The sequence below is a fragment of the Actinoplanes lobatus genome, from assembly GCF_014205215.1.
GTDB classification, from domain to species: Bacteria; Actinomycetota; Actinomycetes; order Mycobacteriales; family Micromonosporaceae; genus Actinoplanes; species Actinoplanes lobatus.
In genome coordinates this window covers 4,992,983-5,011,263 of the sequence record NZ_JACHNC010000001.1, presented here as the reverse complement: position 1 = coordinate 5,011,263, position 18,281 = coordinate 4,992,983, and the positions used below count along the sequence as shown (strand labels likewise).

The window sequence follows — 18,281 nt, the reverse complement described above, 5'->3', positions numbered from 1 at the left end:
GCGTCGCGCCATGTCGACGGATTCCATCTCCCGCGCCCGCCTCGCTGATCTCACGGCCCGGGAGCTCGCCACCTTCGCCGACCGCCACGCCGGTTCCCGGGCCGCGTACGCGAACGCCGACCACCTGTTCGGACGGGTGCCGATGACCTGGATGAACAAGGCTGCCGGAAATTTCCCGATCTATCTGGACAAGGCGCGCGGTAGCCGGATCACCGATGTGGACGGCAACGAGTTCGTCGACTTCGCTCTCGGCGACACCGGCGCGATGGCCGGCCACTCCCCCGAGCCGGTGGTCGCCGCGGTCACCGCGCGTCTCCGCAACGGCCTGGCCACCATGATGCCGACCGAGGACGCCGCCGTCGCCGGCGCCGAGCTGGCCCGCCGTTTCGGGCTGCCGGCCTGGAGTTTCGCGCTGACCGCCACGGACGCCAACCGCTGGGCGATCCGGCTGCTGCGCGCGGTCACCGGCCGGTCGAAGATCCTGGTGAACAGCTACTGCTACCACGGTTCGGTGGACGAGTCGCTGATCGTGGTGGGCCCGGACGGGCGGGGCGCCTCCCGGGAGGGCAATGTGGGCGCGCCGGTGGACGTCACGATGACCAGCCGGGTGGCCGAGTTCAACGATCTGGCGGGGCTGGAGCGGGAACTGGCGTACGGGGACGTGGCGGCCGTGCTGATGGAGCCGGCGCTCACGAACATCGGGATCGTGCTGCCGGAGGACGGCTACCTGGCCGGGGTGCGGGAGCTGACCCGCCGGTACGGCACCTACCTGATCAACGACGAGACGCACACGTTCTCGGCCGGGCCGGGCGGGGCCACCGCGTACTGGGGGCTGGAACCCGACGTGGTGACGATCGGGAAGGCGATCGGTGGCGGGGTGCCCGTCGGGGCGTACGGATTGAGCGCGGAGCTGGCCGGAACGCTCAGCGGGAGAGACGATCTGGACCTGGTGGACATGGGTGGGGTCGGCGGCACGCTGGCCGGCAACCCGCTGTCGATGGCCGCGACCCGCGCCACCCTGAGCGAGGTGCTCACCGAGGCCGCGTTCGCCGGCATGATCGAGACGGCGACGGCGTTCGCCGACGGCCTGGTGAAGATCATCGAGGGGTACGGGCTGCCCTGGTCGGTGAGCCGCCTCGGCGCCCGCGTCGAGTACCGTTTCGCCAGTCCGGCCCCGCGCAACGGCACCGAGTCAGCCCGTGGCGCGGACGCCGCACTGGAGGATTTCCTGCACGTCTACCTGGCCAACCGGGGTGTGCTGCTGACGCCGTTCCACAACATGGCGCTGATGTGCCCGCAGACCACGCCCGCCGACGTGGCCCGGCATCACGAGATCTTCGACGCGGCGCTGAAGGAGCTGGTGTAGGCCCGGCGCGCCTCGGTCAGCTCCGGAAGGTGCTCCTCGCACCAGTCGCGGGCCGCGTCGATCAGGGTCAGCAGGCTGCGGCCGAGCGGGGTGAGCGCGTACTCCACGTGTGGCGGGTTCGCCGGGAACTCGGTACGCGTCACCAGGCCGTCGCGTTCCATCGCCCGCAGCGTCTCGGCCAGCACCTTATTCGTGATCGCCGGCAGCGGAACGAGCAGCTCGCCGAACCGGCGCGGCCCGCCCTCCAGACAGAGCACGATCATCGCCGTCCACTTGTCACCGATCCGCACCGGCACCTGCCGGGTGGGGCACTCGGGAGCGAACATGTCCGGCCTCAACTCGGTCGTCACAAAGCCCACCGTAGCGCCGGTTCTGGTGGTCTCGTTGACGGGTCCATCCCGGACCGGCCCAGAGGCCTCACTATCCGTGACTGAACGACGTCTCCGTCGTCCTGGGAGCCAGCCCGTCCGGCGAGGACGCCCTACTTCGAGCCCAGGAATTCCAGTTCAGGCCTCAACCGATTTGCGGCGAACCGCCCCCAGCGGCGAGTCCTTAAGCGGGCAGCTCAGCGTCCGATGGTGGTGGTCGCAATCACGACTTCAAACCAACGGAGCCCTCGATGACAGAGCAGTCGCTCTACCCTCCGCCGTCCGATTTCACCCAGCCCCAGTACCCACCGCAGCACCAGCAGGCACCCTATTCCCAGCCCACTCCAGGGCAGCCTCAATCCATGGGCCTCGGGGAGCCCTCGATGACAGAGCAGCCGCTCTACCCTCCGCCATCCGATTTCACCCAGCCCCAGTACCCACCGCAGCACCAGCAGGCACCCTATTCCCAGCCCACTCCAGGGCAGCCTCAGCCCATGGGCCTCGGGGAGTACCCGATTCAGGCAGCACAGTACGGCGGGCCGACCTCGGCTCCGAAGAAGTTTGGCAAGGTGCCGGTCTTTGCAAGCGCGGCGGTGGCCAGCTTTGTACTCTTCGGTGGAGCTGCTGTGGTGCTCGCTGTGGTGGCTCAAAGCGACGCTGGACAGGGCGCGGCCGCAGCGATCGGCTTGGAAAAGCATTCGTCACTTCAGGACGTTCAGGCAAGTTGCGATCCGGCTGGCAAAGGCACCGATATCGCTGACGACGGGCATACGCTCATCTTCGATGGAACGGGCGAGGAAGACTATTCCGGTGTCCCGTACGACGCTGAACAATGCGTCTTTGATGCGCTCAAGATGCCCGTGGCAGTCCAGGCACACATCGGGGACACCCGCGCGCTTGACGGTCGTCAGCAGGAAAGCTGGGACGGCATCACCGCGTCTTGGACCTACCACCCGGACGACGGCCTCGACATGATCATCCGGGCCGATTGACCGTCGGCCGGGCCACGTCCTTGGCCGTACTCGGGCGAAAACCAGCGTGTGATCTGACTAAATGGCCTTGGATGCCACCCGTTGTGCGGTGGTTCCGGGGCCATTCGTCGTTCGCGCCCGCCGCCGGGCTGGAACCGCGACATGTGGCCGCCAGGCCACATGTCGCGGCGGGCCTCCGGCCCGGCCCTGCTGGGCGGCGCGAGCGGCCGGCCGCGCCGGCCGCCTTGACGCCTGAACAGCCGACGATTCCGTAGTTCAAGGCCCGGTCAGCAACCATAGGCGCCGGTTTCGTTGCGGTAACCAGACCCCCGTCGATTAGCGTCCGCGCCATGACCAGCATCGTCATCTTCGGAGCAGGCGGCCGGGCCGGCCGCGCCATGACCGCCGAGGCGCACCGCCGCGGCCACCGGGTGACCGGGGTCGTCCGCGACCCGGCCCGCCATCCCGCCCTCGCCGCCGACCGCGTCGTCCAGGGCGACGTCCAGGACGCCGCCGCCATCGCCGACCTCGTCCGCGGCCACGACGCCGTGGTCAACGCGGTCTCCCCCGCCTCCGGCCCCGAGGAGCTGGCGGCCCTCGGCAACCTGGACGAGAAGTGGTTCGTCACCGCCGACGAGGCCCTGCTCACCGGGCTGGCCGCGGCGGGCGTACCGCGTCTGGTCCTGATCGGCCTGTTCGTCAACCTGCGTTCCGCCGACGGCGGGCTGCTCCTCGACGATCCGGCCGTCCTGCCCGCCGAGTTCCGCCCGTTCGCCCTCGCCCACACCGCCGGTCTGGAACACCTCCGCGCCGCGGACACTCCGGTCGACTGGCTGATGCTCACCCCACCGGCCCAGCTGGACGCCGCGGCTCACCGGACCGGCCGCTACCGCACCGGCGGCGAGACCGCGACCGCGACCGGCTCGACCCTCTCCTATGCCGACCTGGCGGTGGCGGCCCTCGACGAGATCGAGAACCCCCGCCACCACCGCACCCGGATCTCCATCTTCGACTGATCCGGGGGTGTGCCAGGGTGATGGGCATGGATTCGCTTCGGAAGCATTTTCGGGAACTCCACTCGGCCGGGACCTTCGTGATCGCCAACGCGTTCGACGTGGGGTCGGCACGGGTGCTGGAGGGGGCCGGGTTCCCCGCTCTGGCCACCACGTCGTCGGGGCTGGCGGCCACCCTGGGGAAGCTGGATCAGCAGGTCACCAGGGATGAGCTGGTGGCCCATGTCGCGGCGATGACGGCGGGGGCCGGGGTTCCGGTGAGTGTGGACTCGGAGCGGCTGTTCGCGGAGACCGCCGGGGGGATCGCGGAGACCGTGGATCTGCTGGCGGAGGCCGGGGCTTCGGGGCTGTCGATCGAGGACTACGACCCGGTGGCCGGGGCGGTGGAGTCGCTGGCGGTCGGTGTCGAGCGGGTCGGGGCCGCGGTGGAGGCCGCCCGGCGGCACGGGGTGGTGGTGACCGCCCGCGCCGAGAACCATCTCTACGGGGCCGGGGATCTCGACGACACGATCGATCGGCTGGTGGCCTACCGGGACGCGGGGGCCGACGTGCTGTTCGCGCCCGGGGTGAAGGCCATCGGGGACATCGAGCGGGTGGTCGCCGCCGTTCGGGCGCCGGTGAACGTGCTCGTTCTGCCGGGTGCGCCCAGCGTGCCGGAGCTGGGCAAGCTCGGGGTCCGGCGGGTCTCGGTGGGCGGGGCGCTGGCCTGGGCGGCTTACGGGGCGGTCCGGGACGCGGCCCGGGAGTTGCTGGAGACGGGGACCACGGGGTTCCGGGCTCAGGGACTCACCCCGGCCGAGGTGAAGGCCGCCTTCGGCGGCTGAGTCCCCGGTTCACGCCAAACCTCCCCGCTTCACAGCGGCTTCACAGCATTCCGGGTGAGATAGCCACGAAAGCTGTTCAAGGGGGAGGAAAGATCATGAAGAGGACAATCGCGATCATCGCGGCCTGTGCCGTGGTGCTGGCGAGCGCCGGGGTGGCCGAGGCGGCGGCCGCCCCGACTCCGGTGACGCTGGTGGCCGCGAGCAGGACGGTCACGGCGGAGCGGTACGTCGACGGCGACGACGTCTATCTGTCCTTCAACCTGGGCCTGCACGTGATCGCCGGCAAGGACCCGCTGGTGATCCTGGCCAGGAGGACCGGTTACGACAAGCCGATCGTCGCGCACCGCAGCGTAGTCAAGAAGGGCAAGCGCACCTGGGTGAAGCTTCCGGCCGGGACGGTCAAGGACTTCACCGGGCTCAAGGACTTCACCACGATCACGATCGCCGACGCCAAGGGGAAGACGGTCGCGACGTACCGGACGGGGTTCTGCGGGAACTCGGACCAGTCGGCGCGCACCCGGCCGACCGCTCCGGCGACCAACCCGTACCCGTTGGGGTGCGGTGGCGAGAATCCGTTCACGCTGGGCGCGGTCTGGGGTGTGCAGGCCGGCTGGAACGCCGCGATCACCGACCAGCCGCGGTCGGCGGCCACGCTGAAGAACGTGAAGGCCGGGAAGTACACGGCCACGGCGACGGTGAACCCGGCGTACCGGAAGATGTTCGGCATCCCGGCGAAGAGCGCCACCGCCAAGGTCGCGCTGAACGTCGTCGACGTCAAGCCGGATGCGGACAAGTCGCTGGCCGGCGGTCACGAGGCGCACGGTCAGGTCTCCGACCGGCTGCCCGAGTTCCGCGCGGCGGCGAGCCGGCCCACGGTCCTCAAGGCGGCGCCGAAGGCCGGCCCGAAGCCGGATCTGCGGTCGCTGCCGGCCTGGGGCATCAGCCTCTCGCAGGAGGGCGGCAAGTGGTACGTGAACTTCGGCGCCACGGTCTGGAACGCCGGCACGTCCCCGCTGGTGGTGGACGGCTTCCGGCGTACCGGAACGGATCTGATGGACGCGTACCAGTACTTCTTCGACGCACACGGCAAGCAGGTCGGGTCCCGGCCGGCCGGCACCATGGAGTGGGACGACCGGGAGGGCCACAAGCACTGGCACTTCACCGACTTCGCGCAGTACACGCTGCTGAAGAGTGACAAGAAGCTGGCGGTGCGCAGTGGCAAGGAGGCGTTCTGCCTGGCCAACACGGACGCGGTCGACTACACGATCGCGGGCGCGAAGTGGCGGCCGGAGAACACCTCGCTGGAGACCTCGTGCGGGGCGAACACCGTGGTGGCGGTGCGTGAGGTGCTGGACATCGGCAACGGCGACACCTACACCCAGGACCGGCCCGGCCAGTCGTTCGACATCACGAACCTGCCGAACGGCACCTACTACATCCAGGTGAAGGCGAACCCCAGCAACCGTCTGGGCGAGCTGACCACCGGCAACAACACCGCGCTCCGCAGGATCGTGCTGGGTGGCACGCCGAAGAAGCGCACCCTCACCGTGCCGGCGGTCCACGGCATCAAGGGCTGACCGTCTCCCGGCCGGTCGTCCGCGATTCGAGGAAGTCCAGGTCGGCCTCCCAGCCCAGACCGGGCGCGGAGGGCACCTCGACGAACCCGCCGTCGCAGACGACCGGCTCGCAGGTGACGTCCCGGGCGTAGTACTTGTCCGAGCCGGAGACGTCCGACGGCAGGGTGAAGCCGGGCAGCGAGCTGAGCGCCACGTTCGCGGCCCGGCCGATCCCGAACTCGTGCATGCCGCCGCACCACACCGGCACGTCGTGGGCGACGGCCAGATCGTGGGCGCGGACCGCGGGGGTGAGCCCGCCCATCCGGGAGACCTTGATGTTGAGGATCCGCCCGGCGCCCAGCCGCAGCGCGGTGACCAGGTCGTCCACCTCCTCGACCGACTCGTCCAGGCAGATCGGCGTCTTCAGGACGGCTTGCAGCGCGGCGTGGTCGACCAGAGCGCGCGGGGCGAACGGCTGCTCGATCATCAGCAGGCCGAGCCTGTCCAACTCCTCGAAGATCGCGCAATCATCAAAAAGATAGGCCCCATTGGCGTCCACGTGCACCGGCACGGAGGGGAAGGCGGCACGGACCGCGCGGACCGGCTCGACGTCCCAGCCCGGTGCGATCTTCAGCTTCACCCGCCGGTACCCCTCGGCCACCCGGGCCCCGACCTGGGCGAGCAGGTCGTCGATGGTGGGTTCGATGCCGAGCGACACACCGGCTTCGACCTTCGCCCGCTCACCCCCGAGAGCTTTCGAGAGGGGTACGCCCATCGCGCGCGACCACAGTGCCCAGCCCGCCATGTCGAACCCGGCCCGCGCGAAATGGTTCCCCCGCACCTTCGCCATCGCGGCCGCCAGCTCGGACGGATGCTCCCACTCCGCGGCCAGCACGAGCGGCGCCAGGAACGTGCGGGCCACCGCCCAGCAGCTGTCCACCGTCTCGGCGGAGTAGAACGGCCCGCTCGGCGAGGCGATCTCACCCCAGCCGACGGCCCCGTCCGTACCGGTGAGGGTGACGAGGATGTGCTCCAGCTCCCGTTTGGCGTGGGAGCTGGTCTGGAACCGGTGCACCAGCGGCAGCCGGACCCGGCGCAGCTCCACCTTCTCGATCCGCATCATGTCTCGTCCGTGTCCCCGGTGTAGAGGCCCAGTTCCGCGGCGAGGTCGTCACGGTCGCGCAGGCGGCGGCCGGCCCCCTTGGAGCTGGCGATGGTCAGGGTGGCGAGCAGGTGCAGGGCGAGCACGACCGAGGTGGGCGAGTTCGCGTACGACGCGCTCTCGGCGCCGATCACGATGCCGGCCGTGGCGTGGGCGGACAGCGGGGTGTCGTCGGCGTCGGTGATCAGCACCAGGTCGCCGCCGCGCCGCGCGTACGCCGACGCCACGTCCACGGTCTCCCGGCGGTAGCGGGACATGGACACGGCGATCAGCAGGTCGCCCTGCCGGATGTCGCTGAGCACGTCGAGCGGCCGGGCCGAGGCGCCGTCGACCAGATGCACGCCGGACAGCCCGGCGCTCAGGTCGACCGCCAGCATCGAGGCGTAGCTGAGCGACTTGCCGTGCCCGATCAGGTAGCGCCGGCGGGCCGACACGATCAGGGCGGCGGCCCGTTCGATGGCGTCCTGTTCGGCGGCCCAGGCGAGCGCCTTCTCGAACTCGGTGCGCTGCTGCTCCAGGACACGCTGCTTGAGCACCTGGGCGGAGCGGCGCTGCACGTTGCGGTCGAACCGTTCGGACGGGGTGGAACGCGGGCTCGTCACAGTTCGGCATTCTCGAACGTGTAGACGACCCGGTCCGCGTCCCCCGGCACCCGGGCGACACCGACCAGACGGCCGCCGGACGCGAACCGTTCCTGGAGGCTCGCGCGCAGCCGGGCCCGGTCGGACAGCGACGGCGCGGCGAACCGCGGGTCGGCCGGGGTCCGCACGGGCGGGCCGGGGACGCCGGACTTGCGGGCGTGCCACAGGTCCCAGCTGACCAGGATCCGGTCGGTGTCGCCACCGTAGTAGTCGGGCAGGAACCTCACCCCGGTGGCGCCCAGCACGGCCAGGTTGAAGTGGGCGTTGCGCAGCGCGTACGGATCGAAGGTCCACCGCATGGTGCGCGCCCCCGTGCCGCGCGCCACGTCGGCCTGCGCCTGTTTGAGCAGGCGGCCGACGCCGAGGCCCTGAGCCTCGGGAGCGACGACGGCGGCCTGCGAGTAGTGGTAGACCTCGCCGGCGTCGACAGCGGAGAAGCCGAAGCAGAAGCCGACCAGGCCGCCGGACGGGCCGAGGGCGCCGATCACCGAGCCGGAGTTCTCCCGGAGGGCGGCCAGCAGGCGGGGGCTCAACCCGTACTCCGGCTCCTCGTAGCCGAAGACCGTCCGGTAGAGGCGGGCCGCCGCAGTCCACTCGGCGAGCCCGTCGAGCTCCCGCACCGACAGCTCCATGCCGTACCTCCGGATAAAGATAGGGAACGTATAAACGCCATCCTTGCAACATCATCGCTCGTTGACAACGCTGTAGCGGCAACTTAGCGTTCGCATATGCCGTCACCCGAGCTCGAAGCGCTGCACCGGTACACGGTCCTCGAGTCACCCACCGGGGATGCCCGCTCGCTGGCCGCCCTGGCCGGGACGCTGGAGGCGGACGCCGGGCGGGCCGGTTTCACGACCGCCCGCGAGCCGCACCCGACCGGCGACCACCTGCTCTGGAACCTGCCCGCCCGCGGCATCGCCGGCCCGCCGATCCTGCTGCTGTCCCACTACGACACCGTGTGGCCGGTCGGCACGCTCGCCACCATGCCCTGGTCGGTGGAGGGTGACGTGGTGCGCGGCCCCGGCGTCTACGACACCAAGGCCGGTCTCGTCGCGCTTCTCGCGGCGGCGGCCGAGATCAAGGATCAGGACCATCCCGAGGTACGGGTGATCGTCGTCGCCGACGAGGAGATCGGCTCGCCCAGCGCCGGAGACCTGGTGCGCGCCGAGGCCGGGCGGGCCGCGGTGGTGCTCGGCCTGGAGCCGCCGCACCCGGGCGGCGACCTGAAGACGGGCCGCCGGGGCAGCACCCGGGCCCGGATCGAGGTGACCGGGGTGGAGGCGCACGCCGCACTGGACCCGGGCGCCGGGGCCAACGCCATCGACGAGCTGGTCGACCAGCTGATCCACGTCCGGACGGTGGCGGAGCGGCGGCCGGTGCTGCTGAACACCGGGACGATCGCCGGCGGCGGCCGGACCAACGTGGTGGCCGGCCGGGCGCACGCCGACCTGGGGCTGCGGTTCTCCGACCCGGCCGACGAGGAGGCGCTGCTCGGCGAACTGCGGGCGCTACGGCCGGTCCGGGAGCGGGCGACCGTGTCGGCGCGGCTGCTGTCGCACCGGCCCACCTGGCGGCCCGACCACGCCGGGGCCCAGCTGCTGGACCGGATCCGGGGCATCGCCGCCGGCCTCGGGCAGACCCTGGACGGCCGTCCGGCCGACGGCGCGGCGGACACCAACACCACCGGCGCGCTGGGGCGGCCCACCGTGGACGGGCTGGCGCCCCGCGGCGGCGGTGCGCACGCCCGTACCGAATGGGTGTCGGCCGACGGCATGGCCGAACGGACCGCCCTGCTCACCGCCCTCCTCGGCCCCTCGGGTCTGGTCCCGCGGCTCCGGTGAGCGGCTCGTCGGGCGGGACCAGCTCACGGTCCGCCTCGGCCCGGGGACGTGCCGCCGGATGACGGGGCATGTCCTCGGGCTTCTTCTCTTCCGGTTCGCGCTGATTTTTCATGTCCGCTGAATTCCCTGTTCCAGCCGGTTTAGACCCGCGGCAGCCGGGTATCAGGCGGGCCTGGAGGGGAATCGATGCTGAGCGATGATGATCGGCGGACCCTCGCCGAGCTGGAGAGCGAGCTCGAAGCCGACCCCGAGTTCGCCGCGCGGATGGCCGCGCCGGAGTCCGAGGTCCGGTTCCCGATCGTCTTCGCCCTCTGCGTCGCCCTGTTCGTCCTGGTTCCGCCGGTGATGATACTTTTCGGGTGGCCTGGTGTGATCATCACGGTCGACGTGTTCGCCGCGGTCATCGCCGTCATCCTGATCGCACGCCACCGCCGGGAGCGCTGACCTCCGGCTCTCATCGATCTCTCAATTAAGCGTGCTCTGATGACGGCACCATGAGCGCGCACACCCCGGTCGCCGATGACCGGCCCTCCATCGCCTCCGCCCGGCCTCTTCGGTTCTCGCTGGTCGCCGGGGTGACCGGGCTGACCGCGGCGGCGCTGGCGATCACCTGGCTGACCGCGGCGCTGGCGCTGCGGGCGTACCTGCTGGAGCGCATCGACGACCGGCTCGCCGCGGCGGTGGCCCTGGTCCGGGAAGGGGCCGCGCCGGTACCCGAACAAGGCCCGGACTCGGCAACGCCCGTCACCGACTATCTGATCGAGTTCCGTCGCGCCGACGGGCTCACGGTCCGCCTGGACGGCGGCACCCCGCTGCCGGCCGAACCGCTGCTGGACGGCGCCGATCCCGCCGTTCCGGGCCCGCAGACCGTGCGCGGCGCCTACCGGGTCCGGGTCGTTCGGGGCGTCAACGGGACGATGCTGATCGGCCTGCCGCTGGCCCCGGTCCGGGACGCCGTCACCCGGCTCGCCACGACCGCCGCGTTCACCGCCGTCACGGTGCTGACGCTGCTCACCGTACTGGCCCGCTGGCTGGTGATCCGCCGGCTGCGCCCGCTCGAGGAGATCGCCGCCATCGCCGGAGCGATCGCCGACGGCGACCTGGACCGGCGGGTCGGCGCCCCGGAACCGGGCAGCCCCGCGGCCCGGACCGAGGTGGGCCGGCTCTCGGTGGCGGTCGACGGCATGCTCACCCGGATTCAGACCAGCATGGCCGTGATGCGCACCTTCGTGGCGGACGCGTCGCACGAGCTGCGCACCCCGCTCACCTCGATCAGCGGCTACCTCCAGCTCATCCGCGGCGGTGCGGTCGACCTGGCCGCCCGGCCCGACGTGCTGGGCCGCCTCGAGGAGGCATCCAGCCGGATGGGTGTCCTCGTCGACGGACTGCTCTACCTGGCCCGGCTGGAGTCCGAGCCGCCGGCCCGGCGCGAACCGGTCGACCTGGCCGTGCTCGTCCACGACGCGGTCACCCACGCCCGCGCCGCCGAACCGGACCGTCCACTGACCGTGCGGGTCATCGCCCCGGTGACGGTCGCCGGCGACGAGGGCACCTTGCGCCGGGTTCTGGCCAACCTGCTCGGCAACGTCCGCGCACACACCCCGCCCGGCACCCCGGCGCAGATCACGGTGAGCGCGAACGGCGACCGTGTCCGGGTCACCGTCGCCGATCAGGGGCCCGGGATGACGGCCGAGGCGGCGGGGCGGGCGTTCGAGCGGTTCTGGCGGGCGGACGCGGCACGGACGTACGCGGGTGGCTTCGGCCTGGGTCTCGCGATCGTGGCCGAGGTGGTCCGCGCCCACGGCGGCGTCACCGGCATCGACACCGGCGACGGTGTCGCCGTGTGGTTCGAACTCCCGGCCGCGGCCACGCCGGGCGACCGGGCCACCGTCACGCGCGATGCGGGCAGCGAGGGCACGCGATGAGCGCGGCGCGGGAGGGCGGCCCGGTGCACCGGTGGTTCACCGGGGCCGGGCGGCTGGCGGTCCGGCGGCCCTGGTGGACGATCAGTACGTGGTTGCTGGTCACGGTGGCGGTCGCCGCGATGGTGGTGACCTTCGGGCGCCCGGTCGACGACGACACCACGATGCCGGGCAGCGCCGCCCAGCACGGGCGCGACCTGCTGGAGATCCACTTTCCGGGCACGGGCGGGGCCACCGGCCAGATCATCGTGCGGTCCACGGACGGTCCGCTGGACGAGGAGGCGGTGCGGGCCGCCGCCGACCGGATCGAGGAACTGGACCACGTGGACGCGGTGACGGCGCCCACCACGGAGGCCGGCTCACTGACCGCGGACCGTGACACCGGCTATCTCACGGTCCAGTTCGACGTGGGCCCCCGCGACATCGACGCGGAGCTGACCGCCGCGGTGCTGACCGCCGCCGCGCCCGCCGCCGACGAGGTGCTCCCCGGTGGCACGCTGGCCCGGCCCGCGGCGGACACCCGCCGCAGCGAGGCCCTCGGCATCGGCGTGGCGCTGGTCGTGCTGGTCGCCGCCTTCGGTGGCCTGGTCGCCGCCGGGCTGCCCCTGCTGACCGCCCTGCTCACCCTGGTCTGCGGCCTCGGCGCGATCGGTCTGGCCGGTCACCTGACCGCCGTACCGGAGGTGGCCACCACCCTGGCCACCATGATCGGCCTGGGGGTGGGCATCGACTACGCCCTCTTCATGATCACCCGGTACCGTTCGCTGCTGACCACCGGCGTCCCCGTCCCCGAGGCGATCGTCACCACGGTCGCCTCCTCCGGAAGCGCGGTGGCCTTCGCCGGCGGCACGGTGATCGTCGCGCTGGCCGGCCTGGCCGTCGCCGGCGTCCCGATCCTGGCCACCCTGGGCTGGACCGCCGGTCTGATCGTCCTGGTCGCGGTGGCCGCCGCGGTCACCCTCCTGCCCGCCCTGCTCATGGTGCTGGGCCACCGGATCGACGCGCTCCCGATCCGCCGCCGCCCGCACGTCCAGCGGCCGGTCCGCCCGTCGATGTGGGCCGCCCTCTCCGACCGGGTGACCCGCCGCCCGTGGCCGTACGCCCTGGCCAGCACCGTTTTGCTGCTGGTCGTGGCCGCTCCGGTGACGGTCATGACCCTGGGCCAGACCGACGCCGGAGACCAGCCGCCCGGCAGCGCGGGCCGGATCGGCCACGACGTCCTGGCCGCCGAGTTCGGCCCCGGTATCACCGGCCCGCTCACCGTGATCGCCGAGCTGACGCCGCCGGCGCCCGTCCCCATGACTCTCCGGTCCCCCTCCCCGTCGCCCGGCGGCCACACCTCCGCCGGGCCCGCTTCCCCGCGGCCGAGCGGCGCGGGCGGGACGGCCGCCACCGGGACGCCGGGACCGCGGGTCCGTGATCCGCGGGTGGACGCGCTGGTCAAGGCACTCACGGAGGTGCCCGGCGTGGAACGGGTGCACCCGCCGCGGATCTCCTCGGACGGGCAGGCCGTCACGGTACGGGTGATCCCCGAGACCGGGCCCGGTGACCCGGCCACCGTGGCGACGGCCGAACGCATCGCCGCCGTGAAGGCCGGAAGGCTGGACATCTACGTCACCGGGCAGACGGCGATGAAGGCCGCCCTGGCCGAGCGGGTGGGTGGGCGGATGCCGTACGTCATCGGTCTGGTCGTGATCCTGGCCGCGTTGCTGGTGCTGGCGGCGTTCCGCGCGCCGGTGGTGGCCGTCAAGGCCGCCGTGATGAACCTGTTCTCGGTGGCCGCCGCTTACGGTGTGCTGACCGCGGTCTTCCAGTGGGGATGGGGCGTGACCCTGGTCGGGCTGTCGGGTCCGGTCCCGATCGAGTCCTACGTGCCGATGCTGCTGTTCGCCCTGCTCTTCGGACTGTCCATGGACTACGAGGTGTTCCTGCTGACCGCGGTTCGCGAATCCTGGGACGCCACCGGCGACAACCGCACCTCGGTTCGCGAGGGTCTGGCCGCCACCGGCGTGGTGATCACCTCGGCTGCGCTGATCATGGTCTGCGTCTTCGCCAGCTTCGTCCTCACCTCCAGCCCCGTGGTGAAGATGACCGGCCTCGGCCTGGCGGTGGCGATCGCCATCGACGCCACGATCATCCGCGGCCTGCTGGTCCCCGCCACCATGGCCATGCTCGGCCGCGCCAACTGGTGGACCCCCGGCCGGGATCCGGTCAACCGGCCGTGACCGACGTCGCCGTGATGACGCCCTCGGAGTCCGCGACGCCCTCCACCGTGACCGGCAGTCCCGAGGTGAGGGTCTCCAGGCCGGTGGTCCGGCTGACCTTCACCGTGGTGTCGTCGCCGGTCCGGACGGTGACCGTCTCGCCGCTCGCGGTCGTCACGTAGAGGGTGGTGCCGTCGACGAGCTGGACGGTCCCGGTAGCGCCGCCCACGGAGGGCGACGGGGCGGCCGCGGCACGGCCGTCCGCCCCGCCGCTCGGCGTGCCCGCGCTCGGCGGGGCGGCGGACGAGCCGCCCCAGCGTTCGTGGGCCCGGACACCGGCGAGGAAGCCGCCGGCCAGCAGGACCACGCCGAGCAGCGCGACGGTGGTGCGGTTCCACCAGCGTCGCCGGGCGGCGGCGGGTTTCCCGCCGAGGTCGGGCGGTCGCGGCAGGACTTCGGTGTCGTGGCTGGTCACTGGTGTCCTCATTCGTAGCGCAGGGCGGTGGTCGCCGGCAGCACGACGCGCTCCCCGGGGGCCAGGCCCGCGATGATCTGGCATGTGCCGTCCCCTTCCAGGCCGACCCGGACCTGCCGTGTCTCCCGCTTGCCGGCGCTGTCCACGACGGTCACGGTCTTCCCGTCGCCGGTGCTCGTGACGGCCGCCGAGTCGACCGTGACGGCGTTCTCCACGTTGCCGGTGACGACCGCGACCTTCACGGTCTGGCCGGGTTTGGCGCCCGCCGGCGGGTCCGGGAGGCTGACCGTCACGCCGTAGGCCGCCACGCCGCTCTCGCCGGTGGCGGCCGGGGCGATCGCGGTCACCTCGCCGGTGGTCTCGGCGCCGTGCAGAGCGTTCCAGGTGACGGTGGCGCTCTGGCCCTCCGCGAGTTCGGTGGCGGCGGCCTCCGGATAGGCGGCGGTGATCTGGAGCCGGTTCAGGTCGGCCAGGTCGACGAACCCGTCCTCGCCGGTCGCGCTCGGCCCGCCCAGCGACCCGTTGACCGCGACCACCGTCCCGGCCGCCGGTGCGGTCAGCCTGGTCCCGGCGACGGCGGCCTCCGCCTCGTCGACGGCCAGTTCGGCCCCGGTGACGGCGTCGGCCGCGGGGCCGGTGTCGGTGCCGGCCTCCTCGGCACGGGCCATGGCGTCCTCGGCGGCGGCCAGGCCGGCCCGGGCCAGCTCCAGATCGCGTTCGGCGCCGGTGGGGTCGACCCGGGCCAGCAGGGCGCCCGCGCCGACCTTGTCGCCGACCTTCACCTTGATCGCGGTGACCGTTCCGGGCGTGGTGAAGGTGGCGCTGGCGGTGGCGGCGCTGGCCACGGTGCCGTCCGCGGACGCGGTCCGGGTGACCGTGCCCTGGGCGACGTTCACCGTCCGCGCCCCGGAGGCGTTCGCCCCGGTCGTCTTCGAGGCGTCCCGCAGCAGGGTCCAGCTCCACAGCCCGGCGCTGACGATCAGCAGCACCAGCAGGGCGTTCACCACCGTGGTGGGACGGCGCAGCGCATTCACACCGTCATCATGCCTTCCGGGCGGTTCGTGATCCGGTGTTCCAGGGATTCCGCGATCATCGGTAACGTACGACCTGGTCGCCCTCGGCGAGCCCGCCGACGATCTCGGTGTGCTCGTCGCCCTGCAACCCGAGCGTCACGGTGCGCTCGACCAGCCCCCCGCCACTGCGCACCAGCACCGTGCCGGAGTCGCCGGACACGTCGTGGACCGCGGTCGACGGCACCCGCAGCGCGTTGTCCACGTGGCCGGTCCGCACCTCGACCTGGGCGCTCTGCCCGACCAGCAGGTCGCTCGGCGGGTGGGCGACGGACAGCAGCACGCCGTACCGGACCAGGGTGCCGTCCGAGGTGCCGACCGGGTCGACCTGCACCACCTCGCCGGCGTACGTGCCGTCCGACCCGGCCGGCATGATGGTGGCGGGCTGGCCGGTCAGGAGGGTGGCGGCGTCGGCCTCCGGGAACGCGGCGCGGACCCGCATGGCGTCCGTGTCGGCCAGGCTGACGAAGGTGGATCCGCTCTGCGCGTGGTCGCCGACGCTGCCCTCGACGGCGAGCACGGTGCCCGCGATCGGCGCCTTGAGAGTCGTGCCCTTGAGGGCCTGCTCGGCCTCCTCGACCCGGTGTGCGGCCTGGTAGACCCGCTGTTCGGCGGTGAGGACCGGATCGCCGCCGGTGTCCGGGTAGCCCCGGGTGGCGCACGGCCGGGCGGCTGCCGCCTTCGGCCGGGCGCAGTCGGTGGCGCCGGCCGTGGTGCTCACCGAGACGTTCTTCGCCTCGGTGAGCCGGCTCTGCGCCTCGGACAGGGCGGCCTCGGCGTCGCTCACGTCGTCGGCCGCGCCGGTGCCGTCGAGCGCGGCGAGGGCCTGCCCCTTGGTGACCCGGTTGCCGGGGCGTACCGACACCGACGCGACGGTGCCGTTCACGCCGAAGGCCAGGCCGCGGGTGGTGGCGGGCTCGATCGTGCCGGTGGTGGCCACGTCCCGGGTGACCTCGCCGCGGTCGGCGACGGCGACCACGGTGGGGGCGGGCGCGCCGGTGTCCGTCCGCAGCACGGCCAGGATGATCCCGGCGGCCACGGCGCCCGCCATCACGAGGAAGGCGCCGATCCACCGACCGTTTCGCCCCGTTTTCCTGCTCACACCGGTTGATTGTGGCTGTTCGCACCGGGCTCCGCCGGGCTTTCACGATCGCCGGGTGCCCGGGCCATTCATGACGTTCGGCTCGCGGGTGAGCCGCCGGGAGACCGACTCCATGCTGTCGCCCACCTCGCGCGCCCGCTCGTGCAGGTCCCGCAGCACCGGCGCCGGGTCGCCGTGCGCGTGGTGGACGCGATCCTCCAGGTCCGCGCAGAGCGCCGCGAACCGGTTGGCGCCCAGGGTGGCCGCCGACGCCTTGAGGCCGTGCGCCAGCCGGGCCAGGTTGCGGGTGTCGCCGTCGGCCACCGCCCGGTCCATCCGGTCGAGCACACCGGGCAGGCGGTCGGCGAAACGGTGCAGGATCCCGGCGAGGCGGCGGCGTTCCGGCGCCCCGGCCTCCGGCCCGGCGATCACCTCGGCGCGGGCACGGATCATGTCCGGCTCGCTGTCGCTCGGTCCGGGTTCCACATCGGCGTACGCGTCCCCGCACCGCTCCGGCTGCTCCACCTCGTCCAGCCGAACCGTGACGGTGACCGTGGCACCCTCCCCCGGGCGGTTCTCCGTGGTGATCCCGCCGCCCATCGCCTCGGCCAGCCGCCCCGCCAGCAGCACCCCGGCATCGTTGTGCCGCTCGGCCGGCACGCCCAGCCCGGTGTCGGCCACCGCGAACCGGATGGCGCCCCCGGCCTCCGACACGGTGACCGTGACGTCGCCGTGCCCGGTCCCGGCGACGGCCTGGCGCAGCAGCGCCGTCAGGATCCGGCGTACCCACCGCTCGTCACCGCCGGCCCACTCCGGGCAGCCCGGCGCGAGACGACCGTCCAGGTGCAGGCCCTTCGCCGCGGCCTCGGCGGCGACCGGCTCCAGCGCCCGCCGGACACAGTCGCGCAGTGCGAACGGCCGCCGCTCCAGAACCAGGTCACCGGCCTCGGCCGCGGCCAGGTCGAGCCGGTCGCCGACCGCGGTGAGCAGCGCCGACCCGCTGGCGTGCGCGGTCTCGGCCAGCGCCCGCTGCCGGGTGTCCAGGGACGTCTCCAGCAGCAGGCCGGTCATGCCGGTGAGGGCGGTCATCGGCGTACGGATCTCCTGCCGCATCGCGTCCACGAACGCCGACCCGGCCGCGTGCGCCGCGGTCGCCTCCGTCCGGGCCGCCGCACGGGCCGCCGCGCCGGCGGCCAGCGACTCGTTCCAGGCGGTGGCCAGCTCGGCCAGCTCCCGGGGACCGTCCACGGGCGCGGGCCGGGCCCGGCGCGCGGCGGCGGCGATCTCCCCGGCGGTCCGGCCGCAGCGCCACACCAGCAGGCGGCCCCCGATCAGGACCACGAGCGCCGCCGCCACCGACACCCAGACGATCAGCCACCGGTTGGTACGCGAGACGGCGCCCAGCTCCCGCAGGCCGCGGTCGAGCCGCGCCTGTTCGTGCCGCCGCATCTCCTCGACGGCGGCCCGCATCCCCGCCACGTCCGGCCCCGGCGCACCCACCAGCGGCAACAACCGCTGGTACACCGGATCGGCGCCGGCCACCTCACCCAGTTCGGCGACGCGCAGCCGTAACGCGTCCTCCGCGACCGGCTCCGCCTGAACGACCGCCCGCAGCTCCCCGATCCGGCCGAGCACCTGCTCGGAACGCAGCACCGCCGTCTGCGCCTGGAGGATCTCGTCGTTACGCAGAAACCCGGTGACCCCCACCAGCGCGACCGCCGCCAGCGCGACCGCGATCCCCGACCGGAGCAGGCGGCCCATCGTCCAGCCGGACGCCGACACGGCAT

Annotated in this window: 17 protein-coding genes; 9 read left to right on the top strand and 8 right to left on the bottom strand. The window is 72.8% G+C overall.

Annotated features, from left to right (window positions below):
- The first annotated feature begins 10 nt into the window (after window positions 1-10).
- Window positions 11-1,366 carry a transaminase gene (locus BJ964_RS23125; RefSeq protein WP_188122621.1) on the top strand — a complete coding sequence of 452 codons (1,356 nt, stop codon included), beginning with the start codon at window positions 11-13 and terminating at the stop codon, window positions 1,364-1,366.
- Here the strand turns inward: BJ964_RS23125 and BJ964_RS23120 are convergent.
- Window positions 1,327-1,716: a winged helix-turn-helix transcriptional regulator gene (locus tag BJ964_RS23120; protein WP_229806941.1), complete on the bottom strand. Its 390-nt coding sequence runs from the start codon at window positions 1,714-1,716 to the stop codon at window positions 1,327-1,329. The two genes, BJ964_RS23125 and BJ964_RS23120, sit on opposite strands and share 40 nt — an antisense overlap.
- Window positions 1,717-2,228: 512 nt before the next feature.
- Between BJ964_RS23120 and BJ964_RS23115 the strand changes: the two genes are divergently transcribed.
- The 4 genes from BJ964_RS23115 (at window position 2,229) to BJ964_RS23100 (ending at window position 6,119) form a co-directional block, all read left to right on the top strand.
- Window positions 2,229-2,726 (top strand): hypothetical protein, encoded by a 498-nt coding sequence (locus tag BJ964_RS23115; RefSeq protein ID WP_188122620.1) that lies wholly within the window; start codon window positions 2,229-2,231, stop codon window positions 2,724-2,726.
- Between the two features lie 329 nt (window positions 2,727-3,055).
- Window positions 3,056-3,721, top strand: a complete 666-nt coding sequence (locus BJ964_RS23110; protein ID WP_188122619.1) for an NAD(P)-dependent oxidoreductase — start codon at window positions 3,056-3,058, stop codon at window positions 3,719-3,721.
- A 26-nt stretch (window positions 3,722-3,747) separates the two neighbouring features.
- Window positions 3,748-4,542, top strand: coding sequence for an isocitrate lyase/PEP mutase family protein (locus tag BJ964_RS23105; RefSeq protein WP_188122618.1), 795 nt, complete (start codon window positions 3,748-3,750; stop codon window positions 4,540-4,542).
- A 95-nt stretch (window positions 4,543-4,637) separates the two neighbouring features.
- Window positions 4,638-6,119 (top strand): lysyl oxidase family protein, encoded by a 1,482-nt coding sequence (locus BJ964_RS23100; protein WP_188122617.1) that lies wholly within the window; start codon window positions 4,638-4,640, stop codon window positions 6,117-6,119.
- Here the strand turns inward: BJ964_RS23100 and menC are convergent.
- Genes menC through BJ964_RS23085 form a run of 3 tightly spaced genes read right to left on the bottom strand, consistent with a single transcriptional unit; the run spans window position 6,109 to window position 8,533 of the window.
- Window positions 6,109-7,221 carry an o-succinylbenzoate synthase gene (gene menC, locus BJ964_RS23095; RefSeq protein ID WP_203832864.1) on the bottom strand — a complete coding sequence of 371 codons (1,113 nt, stop codon included), beginning with the start codon at window positions 7,219-7,221 and terminating at the stop codon, window positions 6,109-6,111. The genes BJ964_RS23100 and menC overlap by 11 nt on opposite strands.
- A complete protein-coding gene (locus tag BJ964_RS23090; protein ID WP_188122616.1) occupies window positions 7,218-7,862 on the bottom strand; it encodes a MurR/RpiR family transcriptional regulator in 645 nt (214 codons plus the stop codon). The genes menC and BJ964_RS23090 overlap by 4 nt, the downstream gene beginning before the upstream one ends.
- On the bottom strand, window positions 7,859-8,533 hold the full coding sequence (locus BJ964_RS23085; RefSeq protein WP_188122615.1) for a GNAT family N-acetyltransferase: 675 nt from the start codon (window positions 8,531-8,533) through the stop codon (window positions 7,859-7,861). The genes BJ964_RS23090 and BJ964_RS23085 overlap by 4 nt, the downstream gene beginning before the upstream one ends.
- A 96-nt stretch (window positions 8,534-8,629) precedes the next feature.
- Here BJ964_RS23085 and BJ964_RS23080 point away from each other — a divergent pair, with 96 nt between their 5' ends.
- From BJ964_RS23080 to BJ964_RS23065, 4 genes are all read left to right on the top strand, one after another.
- Window positions 8,630-9,742, top strand: coding sequence for a M20/M25/M40 family metallo-hydrolase (locus tag BJ964_RS23080; protein WP_188122614.1), 1,113 nt, complete (start codon window positions 8,630-8,632; stop codon window positions 9,740-9,742).
- Window positions 9,743-9,928: 186 nt separating this feature from the next.
- Window positions 9,929-10,186 (top strand): DUF3040 domain-containing protein, encoded by a 258-nt coding sequence (locus BJ964_RS23075; RefSeq protein ID WP_188122613.1) that lies wholly within the window; start codon window positions 9,929-9,931, stop codon window positions 10,184-10,186.
- A 50-nt stretch (window positions 10,187-10,236) separates the two neighbouring features.
- A complete protein-coding gene (locus tag BJ964_RS23070) occupies window positions 10,237-11,667 on the top strand; it encodes a sensor histidine kinase (protein ID WP_188122612.1) in 1,431 nt (476 codons plus the stop codon).
- Window positions 11,664-13,889, top strand: coding sequence for an MMPL family transporter (locus BJ964_RS23065; RefSeq protein WP_188122611.1), 2,226 nt, complete (start codon window positions 11,664-11,666; stop codon window positions 13,887-13,889). Before BJ964_RS23070 ends, BJ964_RS23065 begins: the two co-directional genes overlap by 4 nt.
- Here BJ964_RS23065 and BJ964_RS23060 read toward each other — a convergent pair.
- Genes BJ964_RS23060 through BJ964_RS23045 form a run of 4 tightly spaced genes read right to left on the bottom strand, consistent with a single transcriptional unit; the run spans window position 13,876 to window position 18,276 of the window.
- Complete coding sequence (locus BJ964_RS23060; protein ID WP_188122610.1) at window positions 13,876-14,343, bottom strand: hypothetical protein; 468 nt, start codon at window positions 14,341-14,343, stop codon at window positions 13,876-13,878. The genes BJ964_RS23065 and BJ964_RS23060 overlap by 14 nt on opposite strands.
- An 8-nt stretch (window positions 14,344-14,351) precedes the next feature.
- Window positions 14,352-15,377, bottom strand: a complete 1,026-nt coding sequence (locus BJ964_RS23055) for an efflux RND transporter periplasmic adaptor subunit (protein WP_229806940.1) — start codon at window positions 15,375-15,377, stop codon at window positions 14,352-14,354.
- 55 nt (window positions 15,378-15,432) lie between these two features.
- Entirely contained in the window at window positions 15,433-16,515 is a 1,083-nt protein-coding gene (locus BJ964_RS23050) for an efflux RND transporter periplasmic adaptor subunit (RefSeq protein ID WP_229806939.1), read from the bottom strand.
- A 42-nt stretch (window positions 16,516-16,557) separates the two neighbouring features.
- Entirely contained in the window at window positions 16,558-18,276 is a 1,719-nt protein-coding gene (locus tag BJ964_RS23045) for an Hpt domain-containing protein (RefSeq protein ID WP_229806938.1), read from the bottom strand.
- Between the last annotated feature and the right edge of the window lie 5 nt (window positions 18,277-18,281).